The organism is Sorangium sp. So ce367, from assembly GCF_051520455.1.
In the GTDB taxonomy this organism is placed as follows: domain Bacteria; phylum Myxococcota_A; class Polyangia; order Polyangiales; family Polyangiaceae; genus Sorangium; species Sorangium cellulosum_B.
Genome location: NZ_CP150334.1, coordinates 8,326,378 through 8,343,102, shown reverse-complemented (window position 1 = coordinate 8,343,102; position 16,725 = coordinate 8,326,378). Strand labels below are relative to the sequence as shown.

At 69.7% G+C, this 16,725-nt stretch carries 9 protein-coding genes; 3 read left to right on the top strand and 6 right to left on the bottom strand.

Features of this window, described 5'->3' with window-relative positions; all coding sequences use genetic code 11:
* Nucleotides 1–439 precede the first annotated feature (439 nt).
* Entirely contained in the window at nt 440–2,527 is a 2,088-nt protein-coding gene (locus tag WME97_RS31565; protein ID WP_437542809.1) for a serine/threonine-protein kinase, read from the top strand.
* A gap of 90 nt (nt 2,528–2,617) precedes the next feature.
* On the opposite strand, the gene WME97_RS31560 is transcribed toward WME97_RS31565, so the two are convergent.
* A complete protein-coding gene (locus WME97_RS31560; RefSeq protein WP_437542807.1) occupies nt 2,618–3,727 on the bottom strand; it encodes a THUMP domain-containing class I SAM-dependent RNA methyltransferase in 1,110 nt (369 codons plus the stop codon).
* A gap of 311 nt (nt 3,728–4,038) precedes the next feature.
* Between WME97_RS31560 and WME97_RS31555 the strand changes: the two genes are divergently transcribed.
* Both WME97_RS31555 and WME97_RS31550 read left to right on the top strand, forming a co-directional pair.
* Complete coding sequence (locus tag WME97_RS31555; RefSeq protein ID WP_437293756.1) at nt 4,039–4,368, top strand: SPW repeat domain-containing protein; 330 nt, start codon at nt 4,039–4,041, stop codon at nt 4,366–4,368.
* Nucleotides 4,369–4,541: 173 nt separating this feature from the next.
* Nucleotides 4,542–5,279: a pyridoxine 5'-phosphate synthase gene (locus tag WME97_RS31550; protein WP_437542805.1), complete on the top strand. Its 738-nt coding sequence runs from the start codon at nt 4,542–4,544 to the stop codon at nt 5,277–5,279.
* Between the two features lie 57 nt (nt 5,280–5,336).
* Here the strand turns inward: WME97_RS31550 and WME97_RS31545 are convergent, their stop codons facing one another.
* The 5 genes from WME97_RS31545 to WME97_RS31525 form a co-directional block, all read right to left on the bottom strand.
* Complete coding sequence (locus WME97_RS31545) at nt 5,337–10,787, bottom strand: trifunctional serine/threonine-protein kinase/ATP-binding protein/sensor histidine kinase (protein ID WP_437542803.1); 5,451 nt, start codon at nt 10,785–10,787, stop codon at nt 5,337–5,339.
* A 21-nt stretch (nt 10,788–10,808) separates the two neighbouring features.
* Nucleotides 10,809–12,416, bottom strand: coding sequence for a hypothetical protein (locus WME97_RS31540; RefSeq protein WP_437542801.1), 1,608 nt, complete (start codon nt 12,414–12,416; stop codon nt 10,809–10,811).
* Nucleotides 12,417–12,453: 37 nt separating this feature from the next.
* Nucleotides 12,454–13,539 carry a hypothetical protein gene (locus WME97_RS31535; protein ID WP_437542799.1) on the bottom strand — a complete coding sequence of 362 codons (1,086 nt, stop codon included), beginning with the start codon at nt 13,537–13,539 and terminating at the stop codon, nt 12,454–12,456.
* 89 nt (nt 13,540–13,628) lie between these two features.
* The gene (locus tag WME97_RS31530; protein ID WP_437542797.1) at nt 13,629–14,165 is read right to left on the bottom strand and encodes a hypothetical protein; all 537 of its coding nucleotides are present in this window, start codon (nt 14,163–14,165) and stop codon (nt 13,629–13,631) included.
* 456 nt (nt 14,166–14,621) lie between these two features.
* A complete protein-coding gene (locus WME97_RS31525; RefSeq protein WP_437542795.1) occupies nt 14,622–16,562 on the bottom strand; it encodes a protein kinase domain-containing protein in 1,941 nt (646 codons plus the stop codon).
* Nucleotides 16,563–16,725 lie beyond the last annotated feature (163 nt).

Here is a 16,725-nt window from a genome sequence, read left to right as displayed (position 1 = left end):
GGCGCAGCGCGAGGTAGTCCCCCCAAGGCAAGAACGTTGCCAACGCTCGCCGACGCTCGAACGCGAGCTCTTTCGATAAGTTAAGCACCTGTCGCACATGCGCATCGGGCGTGGCGTTAAAGAGTTAACTGTTGCCGGACGAGCTTGCGACCGGCGCCCGTCTCCGGGGTGACGGCGGCCGGAGCGGTGCTCGGGACGGTCGACGGCGCGCGGCGCGCCCGCGCGCCGCCGGGGGCCGACAAGTCGTCGGCTGTCGAGTTCTTTGGTATGGTCGCCGCGTGCACTCTCCCTCGCATCGGACGCGCGGGTCGCGCGGGCGCGCGGACAGCCATGGGCGCAGCGCTCTTTTGCGCGAGGGGCACGGCCGCCCTGGGGCGGGCATGCGGTGCGGCCGCCCGGAAGCGGGCGAGCGGGGCAGACGCCGGCAGGTGCCGGGCGCATGAGGCATGAGGCGCTCCTCGGCCGCAAGGTGGCCGGGCGGTTCACGATCACCCGCTTCCTCGGCGAGGGCGGCATGGCCAGCGTCTTCATCGCCGAGCGCGACGCCGAGCCCCGCCGGGTGGCGATCAAGATCATGAACCCGGAGTTCACCGGGGACCGCGCGTTCATCCGGCGCTTCCAGCGCGAGGCGAAGGCCGCGGCGCGGGTGAAGCACCCGAACTCCGTCAAGATCTTCGAGTACGGGGTCGAGGGCGCCCTCAGCTACATCGTGATGGAGCTGCTCTCGGGGGACGACCTTTACGTCCTCCTCGAGCGCCACGGCGCGATCGGCCAGGCGCGGGCGGTCCGCATCCTCTCGGAGGTGTGCGAGGCGCTCGCGGTCGCCCACGAGATGGGCGTCGTGCACCGCGATCTGAAGCCCGAGAACGTCATGGTGGTCCCCGATCCCATGCACCCTCACGGCGAGCGGGTGAAGGTGCTCGATTTCGGGATCGCCAAGATCCTCGACACCGGCTCGTTTGGCGAGGAGCCCGAGCTCCTCGCCGACCCGCTGTCCGTCGTGACGCGCGCGGGCACGTTCGTCGGCACGCCGGCCTACATGGCTCCGGAGCAGTGCGGGCTGCTGCCGGTGGATCAGCGGGCCGATCTGTACACCTGCGGGGTCCTCCTGTTCCAGCTCGTCACGGGGCGGCTGCCGTTCGAGGGCGAGACGCCGCTCCACACGGCGACGCTCCACATCCATGCGCCGGTGCCGGCGCCGAGCAGCTGCGCGCCCGGGATCCACCCGCGCCTCGAGGCGCTGATCGTGAAGGCGCTCGCCAAGGAGCCGGCGGACAGGTACCAGACGGCGCGCGAGCTCGGGTACACGCTGCACTGCCTGCTGGCCGAGCTGCCCGACACGGCCGTGGGGCTCGGGCCGATCTCGCGCCGGCAGCCGAGCTCGCTGTTCTCGCGGGACGCGTCGCTGCAGCGAGGGCCGATGTCGCTCCCGCCGTTGACGTCGCTGCCGAGCTCGACGTCGGCGCCGATCTCCGGCCAGGCGCCGAGGGCGGAGCTCTCGATCGAGTCGGCCCGGACGCTCGTCTCCGGGGGGGCCAACGCCGAGGCCGCGCGTCCGCCGCCGGTGGTGCTTCACCGCGCGCCGCCCCCCTCGGAGCTCCCGCAGACGCTCGATCCACAGGCGGTCGCGCCGGGTGCGGGGGCCGAGCCGCAGCGCTGGGCCGGGGAGTCGGTGCCGGAGATCTCGCTGCAGCTTCCGTCCTGGTCCCACGGCCCCAGCGAGGCGCTGCTCTCGGGGAACGGCCTGGACGAGCCGGGCGCAGACGGCGATGCGAGCGGGGACGACGACAGCACGCTCACCATGGTCCGTCGCGACGAGCTCCTCGGTCCGGCGAAGGTGCGAGTCCACACGGCGGCCTATGACGAGGGCGACGAGCTCGACATCACGCCTCCTGGCCGCGAGGTGAAGGCGACGCTCCGCTCTGCCGAGGACTTCGGGCTGGGCACGCCCGAGAAGCGGGCCGAGGTCGGCCTGGTGCGCGTCGATTCCGTGCCGGTCCCGGCGACGCCGCAGAGCCCGCTCGACGGGGGGGCGGCGGGGGTGTGGGACAGGAGATCGCCGCGCGTCGCCAACACGCTCCGGCTGGTCTCGTCCCACCCCCCGGCCGAGAGCCAGATGCCCACGGTGACGCCCGGCGAGCTCCAGGCGGCGAGCCCGCAGGGGTTCGGGGCGATGGGGTTCGGCGCGGCGAGCGCGGAGACCGTCGGGGACTCGGCGGCGGTCGTGCGGAGAGCGCCGGCCGCGGCCGACAGCGCCTCGCCGGCAGCTCCGGCGGCGGCCCCGGCGGCGTCGGTGCCGTTCGAGCTCGCCGCGACCATCGCAGAGCAGCGCACGGTGCTGGAGCGCCGCGCGACGATGCCCGATCACGTCGTCGTGCCCCAGGCGCCGCCCGCGGCTGCGCCGGCGCCTCCGCAAGCGCGGGAGCCGAGCTGGCTCGCCGGCAAGCGGGGGCTCATCATCGGCTTCGTCGCCGGGATGCTCCTGACGGCGCTGGCGATGTTCCTTGTGATGCGCCTGTTCTCCTGACGTCTCGCACGTCTCGCACGTCTCGCACGTCTCGCACGTCTCGCACGCGCCCTCTCGCGCGGCGCGCCCTGTCCGACGCCGCGCGCCGCTTCAGGGGATGTCGTACGTCAGCAGCCGGCACTCGATCGGGCCGTTGAACACGACGAGCGACCGCTCCGGCCTCCGGCGCATGGCGTGCTCGATGTCCTCGGTGCCGGCGAGGATGGCGACGCGGTGGCCCGCGAGCCGCAACAGCGCCGCCGCCATGTCGCGGTAGAGGGCCAGCGTCCCCGGCAGGCGCTCGCCGTACGGCGGGTTGGTCAGGACGTGGCCCGGCGGCGCGGTCGGGGCGAGCGCGGTGATGGACTGACAGCGGACCTCGATCTGCACGCCGGCCATCCGGGCGTTGCCGCGGGTGATCTCGGCGGCGCGGGGGTCGATGTCGGCGGCGACGATCGCGGGGCCATCCGGCCGGATCCGCGCGCGGGCGGCGTCGCGGAGCTCGGTCGTGCGCCGCGCGGCGGTCTGATCGTGGCACGCCCACCGCTCGAAGCCGAAGCGCTGCGCGCGCAGGCCGGGGGCGATGTCCCGCGCCCAGAGCGCGGCCTCGAGGGCGATGGTGCCGGCGCCGCACATCGGGTCGACGAGCGGGCGGGCGCGGTCCCAGCCGGAGAGGCGGAGCAGCGCGGCGGCGAGCGTCTCCTTGAGCGGCGCGCCGCCGATGTGCGTGCGGTAGCCGCGGCGGTGGAGAGAGGCGCCGCCGAGGTCGGCGTAGAGCGTCGCGCGGTCGCGGACGAGGTGGAGGAAGAGGGCGAGATCCGGGTCGTCGAGATCGACCGACGGGCGGGCGCCGACGCGGCGCCGGATCTGGTCGACGATGGCGTCCTTGGTCCGCTGCGCGATGAACTGGGTGTGGGTCAGCGCGCTCGAGCGGCAGGAGGCGCGGACGGCGAGCGTGTGGACCGGGCTCAGGTAAGGGGCCCAGTCGACGCGCGAGACGCCCTCGTAGAGCGCGTCCCCGCTGGGCGCGTCGAACGAGGCGAGCTCGACGAGCACGCGCACGGCGGTGCGGAGCTCGATGCACGCGCGGAATCCCTCGTCCGGCGGGCCGGAGAAGTGGACGCCGCCGCGATCCGCGCGGACGCCGCGGAACCGGTGCTCGCGGAGCTCGTCGCGGAGGGCGGGCTCGGTTCCTTTGGCGGCGGTCGCGAAGAAGTCCATGGCGACGGGGCTTCTAGCCGAACCGCCGCGCGGCGGCCCTCATGAACGGGGCCTCTGGCCGCGCGGCCGCTCCCGGGGCGAGGCGCATGGCACTGGATTCGCACGGCGTTCGCTGGGCTCTCGGGTGTGTGGACCGGGCGCAGGGACGCCGGCGCTCGGCAGGTGGGGTGAGCGGGCTCCGCGATCGGCGGGCCGAGGCCGCTCGGGGCAGGACGCCTGCGGCGAGCGGGCAGAGCGAGGGAGCCAGGGCGTCGCGCGGCGGAGGCGCCGGCACGGCGATCCGCGAGGGAGGGAGGCCAATGGAGCATCGGATGGCGGCTTTGCGTGGCATCAACATCGCGCTCGGGATCTGGCTCTTGATCTCCGCGTTCCTCTGGCGCCACGGCCGGGACGAGTTCACCAACACCTGGGTGGTGGGCGCGCTGTGCGTCGTCTTCGCCCTGATCGCGCTCTGGGCGCCCAGGGCGCGTTACGCCACCGCGATCCTGGCGGTGTGGCTCTTCGTCAGCGCCTGGACGATACCGGCGCTGCTGATGGCGACGGTGTGGAACAACGCGCTCGTCGCCGTCGGCATCCTCGTCGTGTCGCTCCTCGCGACCGACGTCGCGGTGCGGGGCTCGCGGGCCGCGCGGCGCGTATAGGCGCCGAACGGCCGCGCCGCCGCGGCCAGAGGGCCGGTCCGGGAGCGACGACGGCGCTCCCCTAGCTGCGCGCTCGGGGCGCGCTCCCGGCTGCGCGGCGTGTTCGCCTCGCGGCGTCGATCGTGTATAGCGGCGTCGCGAGCGCCGCGCACGAGCCGGCGAGAGGATGTCCCATGAAGCTCAGCGTCAACGTGAACAAGATCGCGCTCCTGCGGAACTCGCGGGGACACGACGCCCCGAATGTCCTCTCCTTCGCCCGGAAGATCGTGGACTACGGAGCCCACGGCATCACCATCCATCCGAGGGCGGACCGGCGGCACATCACGCCGGACGACGCGCGGGCGGTGACTCGCCACATCACCACGGTGGAGACGAACTTCGAGGGTGATCTCCGCGAGGAGTTCCTGGACCTCACGCTCGAGCTCAGGCCGACGCAGTGCACGCTGGTCCCGGTCACGCCGGGCGAGCTCACCTCGCATCGCGGCTGGGACGTCGCGAAATGGCGCTTCGTCCTCCAGCCCGTGGTGAAGCGGCTCAAGGAGGAGGGGATCCGGACAAGCCTCTTCGTCGAGGCCGACCCGGCGGTGGTGCCCGTGGTCGCGGAGATCGGGGCCGATCGCATCGAGATCTACACCGGTCCTTACGCGCAGGCGTTCGATCGCGGCGAACACCGCGCGGAGCTCGACAAGATCGTCGCGACCGTGAGGGCCGCCGTGGCGGCCGGGGTCGGGATCAACGCGGGGCACGATCTCACCGTGGAGAACCTCGCGCCGCTCGTGAGAGAGGCGCCGCAGATTCAAGAGGTGTCGATCGGTCACCACCTCGTGGCGCACGCGCTCGAGGTCGGGATGAAGCAGTCCGTGCGCGACTACCTCGCGGCGGTCGAGGCGCGCCCCGCGCCGGCTCCGTAGCGGGGCCCGGCCGAGCTCGCCCCGCCGCGATCGCGCCGCCGGCGGCGCCAGCCCTGGTCAGCTCCGGTGTCTGCTCAGCGGATCGACCGCGACGTCAGCCACCGGCACGGCCGCGGACGGGCGGGACGCGGGGCCGCGCACCGGCAGCTCCACGATGAACTCCGCGTGGCGCCCCTTCTCGGTGTTCCCGAGCCGGATCACGCCTCCATGGCCGTGACGCACGATCTCATAGCAGATGGAGAGCCCTAGCCCGGTGCCCTGCCCGTTGGGCTTGGTCGTGAAGAATGGGTCGAAGATCCTCTCACGGATGGGCTCCGGTATCCCGGTGCCGTTGTCCCAGACCCGGATCTCGGCGATCGACCCGGCCCGGCGCGTCGACACCCGGATGCGGGGTGGCTCCGCCGCGGCGCCCCTCTCCGCCCGCACCCGCTCGCCCACGGAGTAGAGCGCGTTGTTGACCAGGTTGATGATCACGCGAGCGAGCTCCTGATCCATCACCTCGACCGGCGGGAGCGAAGCGTCGAACTCCTTCTCGACCACCACGTCCAGGGCGGGCGCCGCGGCGAGCTTGCCGACCATCGCGAGCTCGACCGACTTCTCGACCAGCGCGTTCAAATTCACCGGCTCTCGGACGCCCGACACGACACGGGAGTGCAGCAGCATGTTGTTCACGATGGCGTTCGCGCGCTTGCCGTGCTCCGCGATCTTGTTCGCGTTGATCCTCAGCAGCGGGAGCACCTCCCTGATCTTCTCGATGACCTCGCCGCTGTGCGGGTCGTCGGAATGGAGCTCGGTCGAGAGGCTGACGAGCTCATCCGAGAATCGAACGGACAGCTCAGCGAAGTTGTTGACGAAATTGAGCGGGTTCTTGAGCTCGTGAGCGACTCCCGCGGTGAGGTTGCCGAGCGACGCCATCTTCTCCGCCTGGATCAACTGCTGCTGGGTCTGCTGGAGGTGCTCGAGCGTCGACGCCAGCGCGATGTTCTTGCGCTTGAGCTCCTCGGTCCGCTCGTCGACCTTCCGCTCGAGATCGTTGTAGAGCCGCGCGTTCTCGATCGAGATCGCGACCTGCGACGAGAGCAGGCGGAGCACCTTCAGCCGATCCGAGGTGAAGGTGTCGGTGATGAGGTTGTTCTCGAGATACAGCACACCGACGAGCTGCCCCTGATGAACGAGCGGGGCGCAGAGCACCGACCTCGGCTGGCAACGCACGACGTAGGGGTCGCTGACCAGCCGCTCATCCCGCGCCGCGTCGCGCAGCACGACGCTCTCCCGCGTCCTGGCGACGTAGTTCACCAGCGCGTGCGGGAGATCCGGGCTCTGATCCATCGGGATCGACTGCAGCACGGTGACCTCGCCGGACGCGATCGTGCCCTTGGCCTCGATCACGAGGTGGCCGTCTTCCTTGATGAGCAGGACTCCCTTCTCTGCGCCTGCGTTCTCCAGCATGATCTGCATGATCCTGTCCAGGAGCCGACCGAGCATGATCTCGCTGGAGAGCACCTGGGACGCCTTGACGACCGTGGTCAAGTCGAGATCCTGGGGCGTCGGCGACGCCGTCACGGCGGTGCCGCTCTGATGCTTGACCTGCGCCGGAGACGACCGCATGAGGAGCACCGGATACTGCTCGTCGAGCGCGCGGACCTTGGTGTGCGCGCCCCAGGTGAGATAACAGCCGCGCGCCTCCTGGAGGTACGAGCCGGCCAGCTGCGGTTTGCCCCTGCTCAGATGGAACAGCGCCGCGCGCTCGCACGCCAAAGCCACCTCGTGGAGGTGCTCGCTCTTCCGCGCCGCGGAGATCGCGTCGTCGTAGAGCCTCGCCGCCTGCCTGGATCGGCCCTCCACGCGCGCCTCCTCGGCCAGCACCAGCGCGAGCTTGTGGCGGGCGTTCACCGCGCTGTGCTCGGCCCACTTGTGCAAGATCCGCTTTGCCTTGTCGATCGCGCCGCGCAGGCGGCGCCTGTCCGCGTGGTCCGCGTCCGGGACCAGCGAGAGCGCCGCGAGCGCCCGGTAGAACGCGTGGTGCGGGACGAACGCCGAGCTCGGGTCCAGCATGTCCTTGTAGGCCTCGAGCCGCGACGCGATCTCCACCACCTCGTCATAACGCTCGAACAGGTAGCCGATCTGGAGCGCCAGAAGCAGGTGCTGCGCGCGCTCCATGTCGTCGGTGACGTACGCGTCCGGCTCGAGCGAGTGCTCGTTCGAGCGCAGCGCGGAGGGGTCGGCGTCCTGTAGCTCTCGCGCCCAGCGCAGGGTGATCTGCATGCACTGGACCACCTTCTGGGCGTCGGTCCGTCGTCCGAACTCGAGATACCGGCGAGCCTGCGCGGCCACCTCGGCGATCGGGGTGTCGACCAGAGAGGTCCAGTAGATGTTCAGGCACATGCAGTAGGACGCCTGCACCAGGTTGCCGGAGTCGACGGCGCACTGGATCGCCTCCGTGAGCAGATCGAGCGCCTCGCGCAGGTGGGACGAGAACACCTCCAGGAAGCTCGCGATGACGAAGAGCGTCCTGCACGTCACCGATGGATCATTGAACTTGCGCGCCAGGACCAGGGCGAGCTTGCCGTACGCCGCGCCCGTCTTGGGATCGCGGAGCACCGAGCTGTTGAACATGCCGAAGCAGGCGAACGCGAACGAGGAGGCCTCGGTGTTGCCGTAGGTGAGCGACAGCTGAACGAGCTTGAGGATGATGAGCCCGATGAGCTGCTCGCGCTGCAGCAGGTAGGCAGGGAACCAGAGGGTGATGAGCAGACCCATCGCCGCCCGGATCTCCGGCGTCATGCGGTCCGGCAGCTCGCTGAGCTCGCTGATCTGCCTGCCCCGAAGCTTCCATCGAACCTGGGCGAGCTCGAGCAGCACCTCACCCATGTGCGGCTTGGACGACAGCCGTATGCCGAGCAGCTGCAGCGCGAGCAAGCCGGTCTCCACGGCCTGCTCGTACTGGCGCAGGTGCAGGAGCTGCGTCACACGGGCGGTATGCACGGCGACCCGCTCGTCGTCGGCGCGGGCGTTGCGGAGCAGGAGCGCGAACCTCTCGTCGGCGTCCGCGAAGCGGGTCATGAGATAGTCGCACTCGGCCCTCTCGAGGTGCAGCGCGAACGTCAGCTCATGACAGCGGCTCCACCCCTCCGCCCCGACGAGCTCGGTGCCAGCGGCGAGGTAGCGCAGCGCCGGTTCGTAGGCGGCGGACGCCTTTGCCCTGCGACCGGCGGTGAGATCGAGCTGCGCGATCTCCTGGCGCTCCGTCGTGTCGCGCACCACCTCGGCGCCGGCGTTCAGGTGATTGACCACCTCGAAGAGCCGCTCCGCGAGGCGCTCTGCCGGGAGGCGCCGCCGGAGGAGGCGGCCGATGTCGAGGTGGGTCTTCTTCCGGTCCTGGTCGGGGATGAGCGAATAGGCTGCCTGCTGCACGCGGTCGTGCAGGAACTCGTACGGGACGGCGAGCTCCTCCAGCGACGCATCGAAGGGATCTCCCGGCTCGGCGCCGAGGAGCAGCTTGTACGACTGATCCGTGGGCAGGAGGAGGCCCGCTTGCACGGCCTCCCACAGGGCGTCGGCCGTCTCCCGCGGCGAGCGCTCGAACACGATGGACAGGATGTTCGAGTTGAAGCGGCTCCCGATGCAGGCCGCAAGCTTCACCGCGCTCTGCGCCGCGAGCGGGAGCCTCTGCAGCTTGCCGACCAGGAGGTCGACCACGTTGTCCGTGACCCCGACGGACCTGAGCTGATCCATGTCCCAGCGCCACGCGCCCACGCCGCGCTCGTCGGAGAGCGCCGGGTCGAACACGAGCAGCCGCTCTTGATGGAGCGTCTTCAAGAACTCCATGACGAAGAACGGATTGCCGTGGGTCTTGCTGGCCAGGAGCGACGCGAGCGGCCCCGCGCGCTCTGCCGTGCACGAGAGGACGTCGACGAGCCACCCCGTGAGATCGTCCTGGGAGAGCGGCGCCAGCGCGAGGTGGGTGACCCTCGTCGCCTCCACCTGGAGGCGCTCGAACGCGCGGCCCAGCGGGTGGCAGTCCGTGACCTCGTTGTCTCGGTACGCGCCGATCAGCAGCAGGTAGCCGCCGGCCGGGTTGTCGCTCAGGTACCGGAGCAGATCCAGGGACGCGGCGTCCGCCCACTGCAGGTCGTCGAGGAAGAGCACGAGGAGGTGCTCCCTCCGGGCGAAGGCCTGAATGAAGCTCTGGAAGACCTGACGAAACCGGTTCTGAGACTCCGCTGGGCCGAGCTGGGGCACGGCCGGCTGCTGGCCGAGGACCAGCTCGAGCTCCGGGATCACATCGACGATGATCTGGCCGTTGGGGCCCAGCGCGCGTCCGAGCCGCGTCCTCCAGACAGAGAGCCGCGCCTCGTCCTCGGTGAGCATCTGGCGGATGCTCTGCCGGAACGCCTCGATGAGGGAGCTGTAGGGTAGACCCCGATTGAACTGATCGAACTTGCCGGAGAGGAAGCTGCCGGTCTGGCCGACGACGAGCCTGTGGAGCTCGTTGACCAGCGTCGATTTACCGACGCCCGAATAGCCATGGACGAGCACGATCTCGGTGGCGCCCCGGGCGACGCGCTCGAAGGCGCCCGTGAGGGCGGCGACCTCCGCGTCGCGCCCGTAGAGCTTCTGCGGGAACTGCAGCCTCTCCGAGCGATCCTGCCTGCCTGTCGGAAACGGCGCTATCTCGCCGGCGGCGCTCCACTCGGCGAGGCAGGTCTCGAGGTCGATGCGCAGCCCGCGCGCGCTCTGGTAACGGTCCTCGGCCGCCTTGGCCAAGAGGCGCATGACGACGCTCGACAGCGGGGCAGGCACTCCCGGCCGCACCTCCTCCGGCGGCGTCGGCCGCCGGGCGATGTGGCAGTGCACGAGCTCGAGCAGATCGGTGGCCAGGAACGGCGGCCGGCCGGTGAGCATCTGGTACAGCGTCGCCCCGAGCGAGTAGAAATCCGTGCGATGGTCCAGGGCCCGGTTCATCCGGCCGGTCTGCTCGGGTGACATGCAGGCCAGGGGCCCCTCGATCCGGGCGACGCTCTCGATCGTCTGGCTCTCGCGAGGCAGCCGGGAAGCGATGCTGAAATCCGTGAGCTTGGCGCGGCCGGTCTCCCGGTCGAACAGGATGCTACCCGGATGGATGTTCTTGTGGGTGATCTCCCGTTCACTCAACGCTTCGAGCGCTCGGCAGAGCTGGATCGCGACGCGGAGGAGCCGCTCGATGTCCAGCCCTTCGGCAGGGATGGCGGAGTGCAGCGGCTCACCCGCGAAATCCTCGAGGACGAGCACCGGCACGCCCTGGTGCTTCTCCAGCCGCTGGACCTTCAGGATGTACGGGCTGTCGAGCATCTGGGCGAGCTGGTGCTCGTGCTTGATGCGCGTGATGTCGAGCAGGGTCGGGTAAGCGACGTGGAGCGCCTTGAGCAGCGCTGGCTGCCCGTCGGCGGATCGGATGGCCCGATAGGTGGCAGTCCGCGCCTCTTCGACGACGGTCGCGGTCACATCGTAGCCCGGGAGGATCAGCATGAACTCGCCCTTCGCGTGCAGCTACTTCGGCTGCTTCGGCTGAGCGCCGGCCGCGGCCGCGCTCGTCGTTCCAGAGGCCTGCCCGGCGCCCGCCTTGGCGGCCTTCGTCGCAAAGCTCCACAAGAAATCACCGCTGCCGCGCTCTCCCCACGTGATTTTATCCTGCGGCCTTCCCCTGGCGATCCTCGCGCCGGAGTGGCAGCCCATGCAGCTCGACGTGTGGAATATCCGGGTCGTTTCGGGGCGTAGCGCGCCGTTTACCTCGGCAGCGACCGTGTTGCCTTTCTGCATGTAGGTCTCCAGGACAGCGTTCACGAGGTAAGATCGGTACGGCCGGCCGCCGGACTCGTTCGCGATGGCATCGGGGAGCTTGTCCGACGGTGACGGCTCGCCCCCGCCGTCCGTCGGCCACTGCGTGCCGACGAGCTCGTAGAACTGCAGGGCAGAGCGGTTCTTCTTGAGCTGAGCCTGGACCTGGCTGTTCAGGGCGGCTGTGTCCTCCGGGATCGGCTGCTGCCGGTGCACCTGCGTGCGGCCGATCCACGGACCCTCCAAGGGCGGCCAGACGCCCTTCTCCGGCGGCTCATTGACGGGGCACAGCGGGCAATCCGGATTGTTGAACGAGGGCTTGAGCGGCTTGCCATCGTGCGTCTCGAGCGGGTTGACATCGACGTTGTCGATGTGCTCGAACGCAGCCCAGACCCATTGCTTCTTGGCCGAGAGCGTCTTGATCATGACATTCGCGCCCACGAGACCGAACGTCCGCAGCGACGGGCGTGGGCCCGTGCGGACGTACGCCTTCCGGAGGATGAAGCGCCCCTCGAGGTGACGCTCGCTCTCGTCCAGCAGCTTCCACGCGAGCTTGAGCGCGATCGAGGGCGTCTGAGTCTTGTTTATCGGGTTGCCCCAGGGCGCGTCGGGGTTGGCGCAGTCTTCCCCGGGGGTGGCGCAGTGTTCCTTGCTGTAGGCGATCTGGCCATCGACGTTGTACAGCTTGTTGTCGTTGAGGAACTCGAACAAACGCTCGCTGTACAGCACCTCGTAATACACCTTGTTGCCGTTCTGGTCCCAGAGGATGAACGAATCGGCCTGTCTGTCGTCCTGCAGCGTACGGGAGGTGTCTATCGGGACGCTCGCGTCCGGAGCGCTCCGCTTGGCCTGCTGCTCGGCAGGGTTCCAGGCATCGGGTGGGCTGCCGTCCGGCTTGAAGATGTCGTAACTGGTCTTCCAGGTGTCCCACCCATGGGCGCCATCCTCCGCGAGGCGAGGCCGAGCGCGGCCGTCCTCGGTCACCGGCCATGCCATCGCGATGAAGGACTGCCACGCCAGGATGTCGTATAGACGGTTGCCTTCCGCGAATTTCCCCCTCCCTATGGTTTCTTTTTGCAGCTCGGGATCGATGTCTCGGGGGAGGGCCGAGCACAGCTTGTCGGTGAAGCTCGGGAACTTGCTCCACAGCTCCGTCCGGCATGTCTCGTCGTCAACCGGCGAGGACGCGCCCGTGTTCTTGAGAGGGGAGGGCGGGGGAGAGGGCCTCTGCGGGTGGGCTGTCGCTGTGCACGACAGGTGTGCCGCGCCCGCCAGGATCATCAAAGCCGATCTGTAGATGGAGGACGAAGGGCGTTTCATGGTGCGACGCTCCAGAATACAGCGTGTATGTCGGTTCTCAGGCGAGGGAGAAGCAACGTAAGACACCAAGGTAGGCTTTGGCCGACAGAGCTCGATCCGGGCCGAGGACGATCTTCAGGTCGATCCAGCGGCGCACGCGGGACGGCCATTCGCCCTCCTGGCAGCGCTCGCGCGAGGAGCCGGGCCACGCGGCGAGCGCGTCGCGCTGCGAGGGCGTGCAGAGGCCGAGCGACGAGAGCCGCTCGAGCGTCGCGCTCCGGCCCGGGTCCAGCTTCCGGGTCGCGAGATCGAAGAGCTCGATCCCGAGCCGAGGAGCGACGCTGTCTCCGAGGGTGACGTCGATCGTGACGCGCTCGTCCTCGACGCGCAGCGTTTCCAGCAGCTCCTCCACCTCACCGGGGTTGCCCGGCCAGCCCACCCCGAGCAGGTAGCCGGTGAGCCGGTCGCGCGGCAGCGAGACGTTGAGCTTGAGCGTCGCAGGCTGCCTGGCGCTCATGACGGACAGATGAACGACGTGGCCGCCGTCCGGCAACAGGGTGAAGCAGCGGAGCAGCGCGGCCTGGGTCGCCGCCGGGACGGGCCCATCGAGGAGCACGGAGAGGGCCGCCTCGACGAGCCGGAGCCTGCCGCTCGGGCTGAAGTCGCGCTCTGCCTCCGGGGCCTCCAGGTTCGTGAGGGGCCTCGGATCCAGGCAGAGGAGCACGGACGGCTCGACCGGACCACGACGCGCGGCCGGCTGATCGAACTCGAACCAGAGCAGGGGAACCTGCTCGAACAGGAGGGTGCCGGGCGTGGTCCACGCGGCGAGGAGACGCCCTGGAGGGCCCCGGAGCAGATCGGCGCCTTCCGGCGGCGGAAGGCCGCCGGGGGCGACCGGACCTTCGCGGCGCGAGCGCGGGAGCCGAGACGCGAGGATCTCTCTCCCTTCCGCCAGGACACAGGCAAGAAAGTCGATCCGCGAAGCGGTCGCCCCCAGATGACATTCGAGGGTCAGGACCGAGGCGGCGTCCAGCAGGGCCGGGGCGCAGCGGCCGAAGGCGCGCCAGTCTCGCGGTGACACGAGCGTCGGCGGGACATGAGGCTCGACGAGCTCCAGCGTCTTCTCCATCGACCGAACGATCATGCAGCGACCTCTCGTCCTGCCGGGCCGTGCCCGCGTGATGACCACCGACTGCCGCGGTCGGCCTTCGAGCAGCGCTCGAGGCTACCCGCTCACCAGGCCTTGTACCAGGCGTCGCCGTTGAGCTCGGGAACGGCGAGATCCAGCAGGGCCTCGAGCGAACCGTCGTCGGTCGGGCCCCTTGCGATGTGGTTGTCGAGCTTCTTCTTCTGCCGCTCGCTCAGCTCGAACTCGCTCATCAGCGAGCTCCTGGATTCGTTCTTGTGCGCTTCATCGTCGGGGTGGAAGCGATTGTAGACCTCCGCGGTGTGCACCAGATGATAAAGAAAGGACAGGAGACCCGGCCTGCGTACCACGCCGCCCGCCGACGGGGCGGGCGCCTCGTCGCTCGTGATCTTGAAGAGTCTCCCGTTGACCTCATCCTTCGCGAGGTAGAGGACGTTCGCGATGCAGCCGTCGTCGGGGTGCCCCATGTCGCCGCACTTGCTGAACACCTTCTTCTCGGTCGCGCTCAGGCCAAAGTCTTTCAGCACCTTGTTCTTGTCCGGGTTCACGCTGAGGCCCGTGTACCTCAGGTGATAGAGCAAGGACAGGACGCCGGGCGGATATGTCGTTGTCTCTGTGGTCATCGTCGTTATTCCCTCGCGTGCTGGTCTTGAAGGGCACTTCGCGCGTCGCAGCAGGCGCGCGCGGTCCGGTGAATCGCGTGCTCTGCGAGCTCTCCGGGGCCGTCGCTCCCTGGAAAGAGCCGCCTGCTCCGAGCCGCTCGATCCGGTCAAGAGAGATTCGGGATGGAACCGAACCGTCTGCGAACAGGAAGTGCACGGCGCGTACCAGCCATGCGTGCATGTCCGCCGCCCGGCCGACGTGCGGGGATGCGGGCGTTTCCAGGCCGGGATGGGACGGCGGCCGCGGGCGTTCCGTCGAGCGCGCGCGGCGAACTGTCGGCCGACGTGTCGGCCGACGTGTCGGCGGGCGTGCCGGCCGAGGTCTCGGCGCCGTGCCGGCGCCGTGCCGGTGCCGCGCCGGCGGACATGTCGGCGCCGTGCGGCGCCCTGCCGGCCGACATGACGTCGGCGCGGCGCCTACGCCGGCCTGGGCTCCAGGGAGATCTGGATCGTCTGCTCCCCCTCGAGCAGCGGCCGCGCCACGTCGCGCCCCGCCACCCTGTAGACGGTCGTCGATTCGGCCCTGGGCCAGATGCTCCGCGCGCCGGCGCTCTCGAACTTGAACTCTTGCCGGGCGGCCCGGCAGACCGCCTCGTCGACGAGGATCTCCCCGGACAGCGCTGCGCGCGCGAGGTGGGAGGCGGCGTTCACGGCCTCCCCGAGCACCGTGTAGCCGAGCCGCGCGCAGGCGTGCGAGCCGACCTCCGCCGCCAGGACGCTGCCGGTCGAGACGCCCGCGCATACCCCGTGAGCGTAAGGCGAATCGTTCCCCGTACGCCGGGCGACCGTCTCGAGCTGCTCGCGCACGGCGACGCATGCCGAGAGCGCCCGGTCGAGGTGCTCCGGCCCGTGGAACACCGCCATGACGGCGTCGCCCACGAATTTGTCGACGATGCCTCCCTGCGCCAGGAGCTCCGGGACGATCACCTCGAAGTTGGCGTTGAGCAGCCGCGTGGCCTCGGCGGGCGGCCTCTCCTGCGCCACGCGGGTGAACCGGAAGACATCGACGAACGCGACGGTCGCCTCCAGCGCCTCGCTCGCGGCTGCGCCCGCGGGCCCGAGCGCCCGGAGCCGCTCCACCAGGGCAGAGTTTGTGAACTTCCGCAGGATGTCGTTCTCCTCGTTCGCCTGGGCTTTCTGTCGCTGCTGCTCCGCGGCGCGGAGGGACTTCTCCAGCGTGGTCTCGAGGTCGACGAAATCGAGCGGCTTGAAGAGGAAGTCGAACGCCCCCCGGTTCATGGCGCGACGGATGTTGGTCATGTCGCCGTACGCGGACACGATCACCGTCCTCGCGAGCGGGTTCACCTCAGGGATGTGCTCGAGCAGGGTGAGCCCGTCCATGACGGGCATGTTGATGTCGGTGACGACGACATCGATGTCCGGGTGTCGCCGGAGCTCCTCGAGGGCGTGCTGGCCGTTGTCGGCGAAGATGAGCTCGTAGGCGGAGCCCTTCTTGTTCTGCCGAAAATGCATCTTCAGCAGGAGCTGCATGTCGGGCTCGTCATCGACGATGAGGATCTTGGCGGGCTTGCTCCCCGCGTCGCACACCGCGGCGAACGCCGTGATGAGCTCGCGGGACGACTGGAATCTCCGGGTCCGGTCCTTTGCCAGGGCGCGCTCGAAGAATCGATCGAACCCGGGGAGCAAGGCGGCGTCGAGCGACGAGGGCGGCGGGAACGGATCGGTGCAGATGCTGACGATGAGCCCTGGCAGGTTGTCTGTCGAGAACGGAAAGTGGCCAGTGAGCGCGCGGTACGCGATGACGCCGAGCGACCAGAGGTCGGCCAGGGGGTGGGGAACGGCGCCGCGGACCTGCTCCGGGCTCATGTACGCGGGGGTTCCGATGCGCGTACCGCTCCAGTCACGCGCATCGAACAGCCGCCACCCCACCCCGAAATCGAGGATCTTCACGGACTCGCCGGACGCACCCCGGGCGAGGAAGACGTTCGCGGGCTTGAGATCACAGTGGACAATGCCTGCCGCGCTCGCTGCCTCGAGGCCCGAGCTGAGCTGCCGGAGCAATGACAGCACGGCCGCCGCCGGGAGCTGGCGCGTGCGGCGGAGCCGGCTCTCGAGGTCTTCGCCCTCGAGCAGCTCCATGACGATATAGGGAGAACCCTCATCGATTCCGTAGTCGTGGACTTGGACGATGTGCTCGTTGCGGAGACGCGCGACGGTCGTCGCCTCCTGCTCGAAGCTGCGCCTTGCGTCGAAGGAGACGACGTTCTCGGGCATCATCCGCTTCAGCGCCACCGGCCGGCGGAGCATCTGATCGAAGGCCTCCCAGACGATGCCCATGCCGCCGCGGCCGATCTCACGCCGGAGCGCGTATCTCCCGCCGACCGTTTGGCCCTTCACAAAGGAAAACTACTACGCGTGAGCGCACATCGTGTCAACTGGCGTTACGGTGTCCGCGCCCAGGCGACGACGGCGCCAAAGCGGCTCGGTGTGCTCGAATGTGCGCGTCGCGCGTGGCTTGAGGAGCGTGGAGGGACCGAACGCCGGCTCCGCTGAGCTTGCA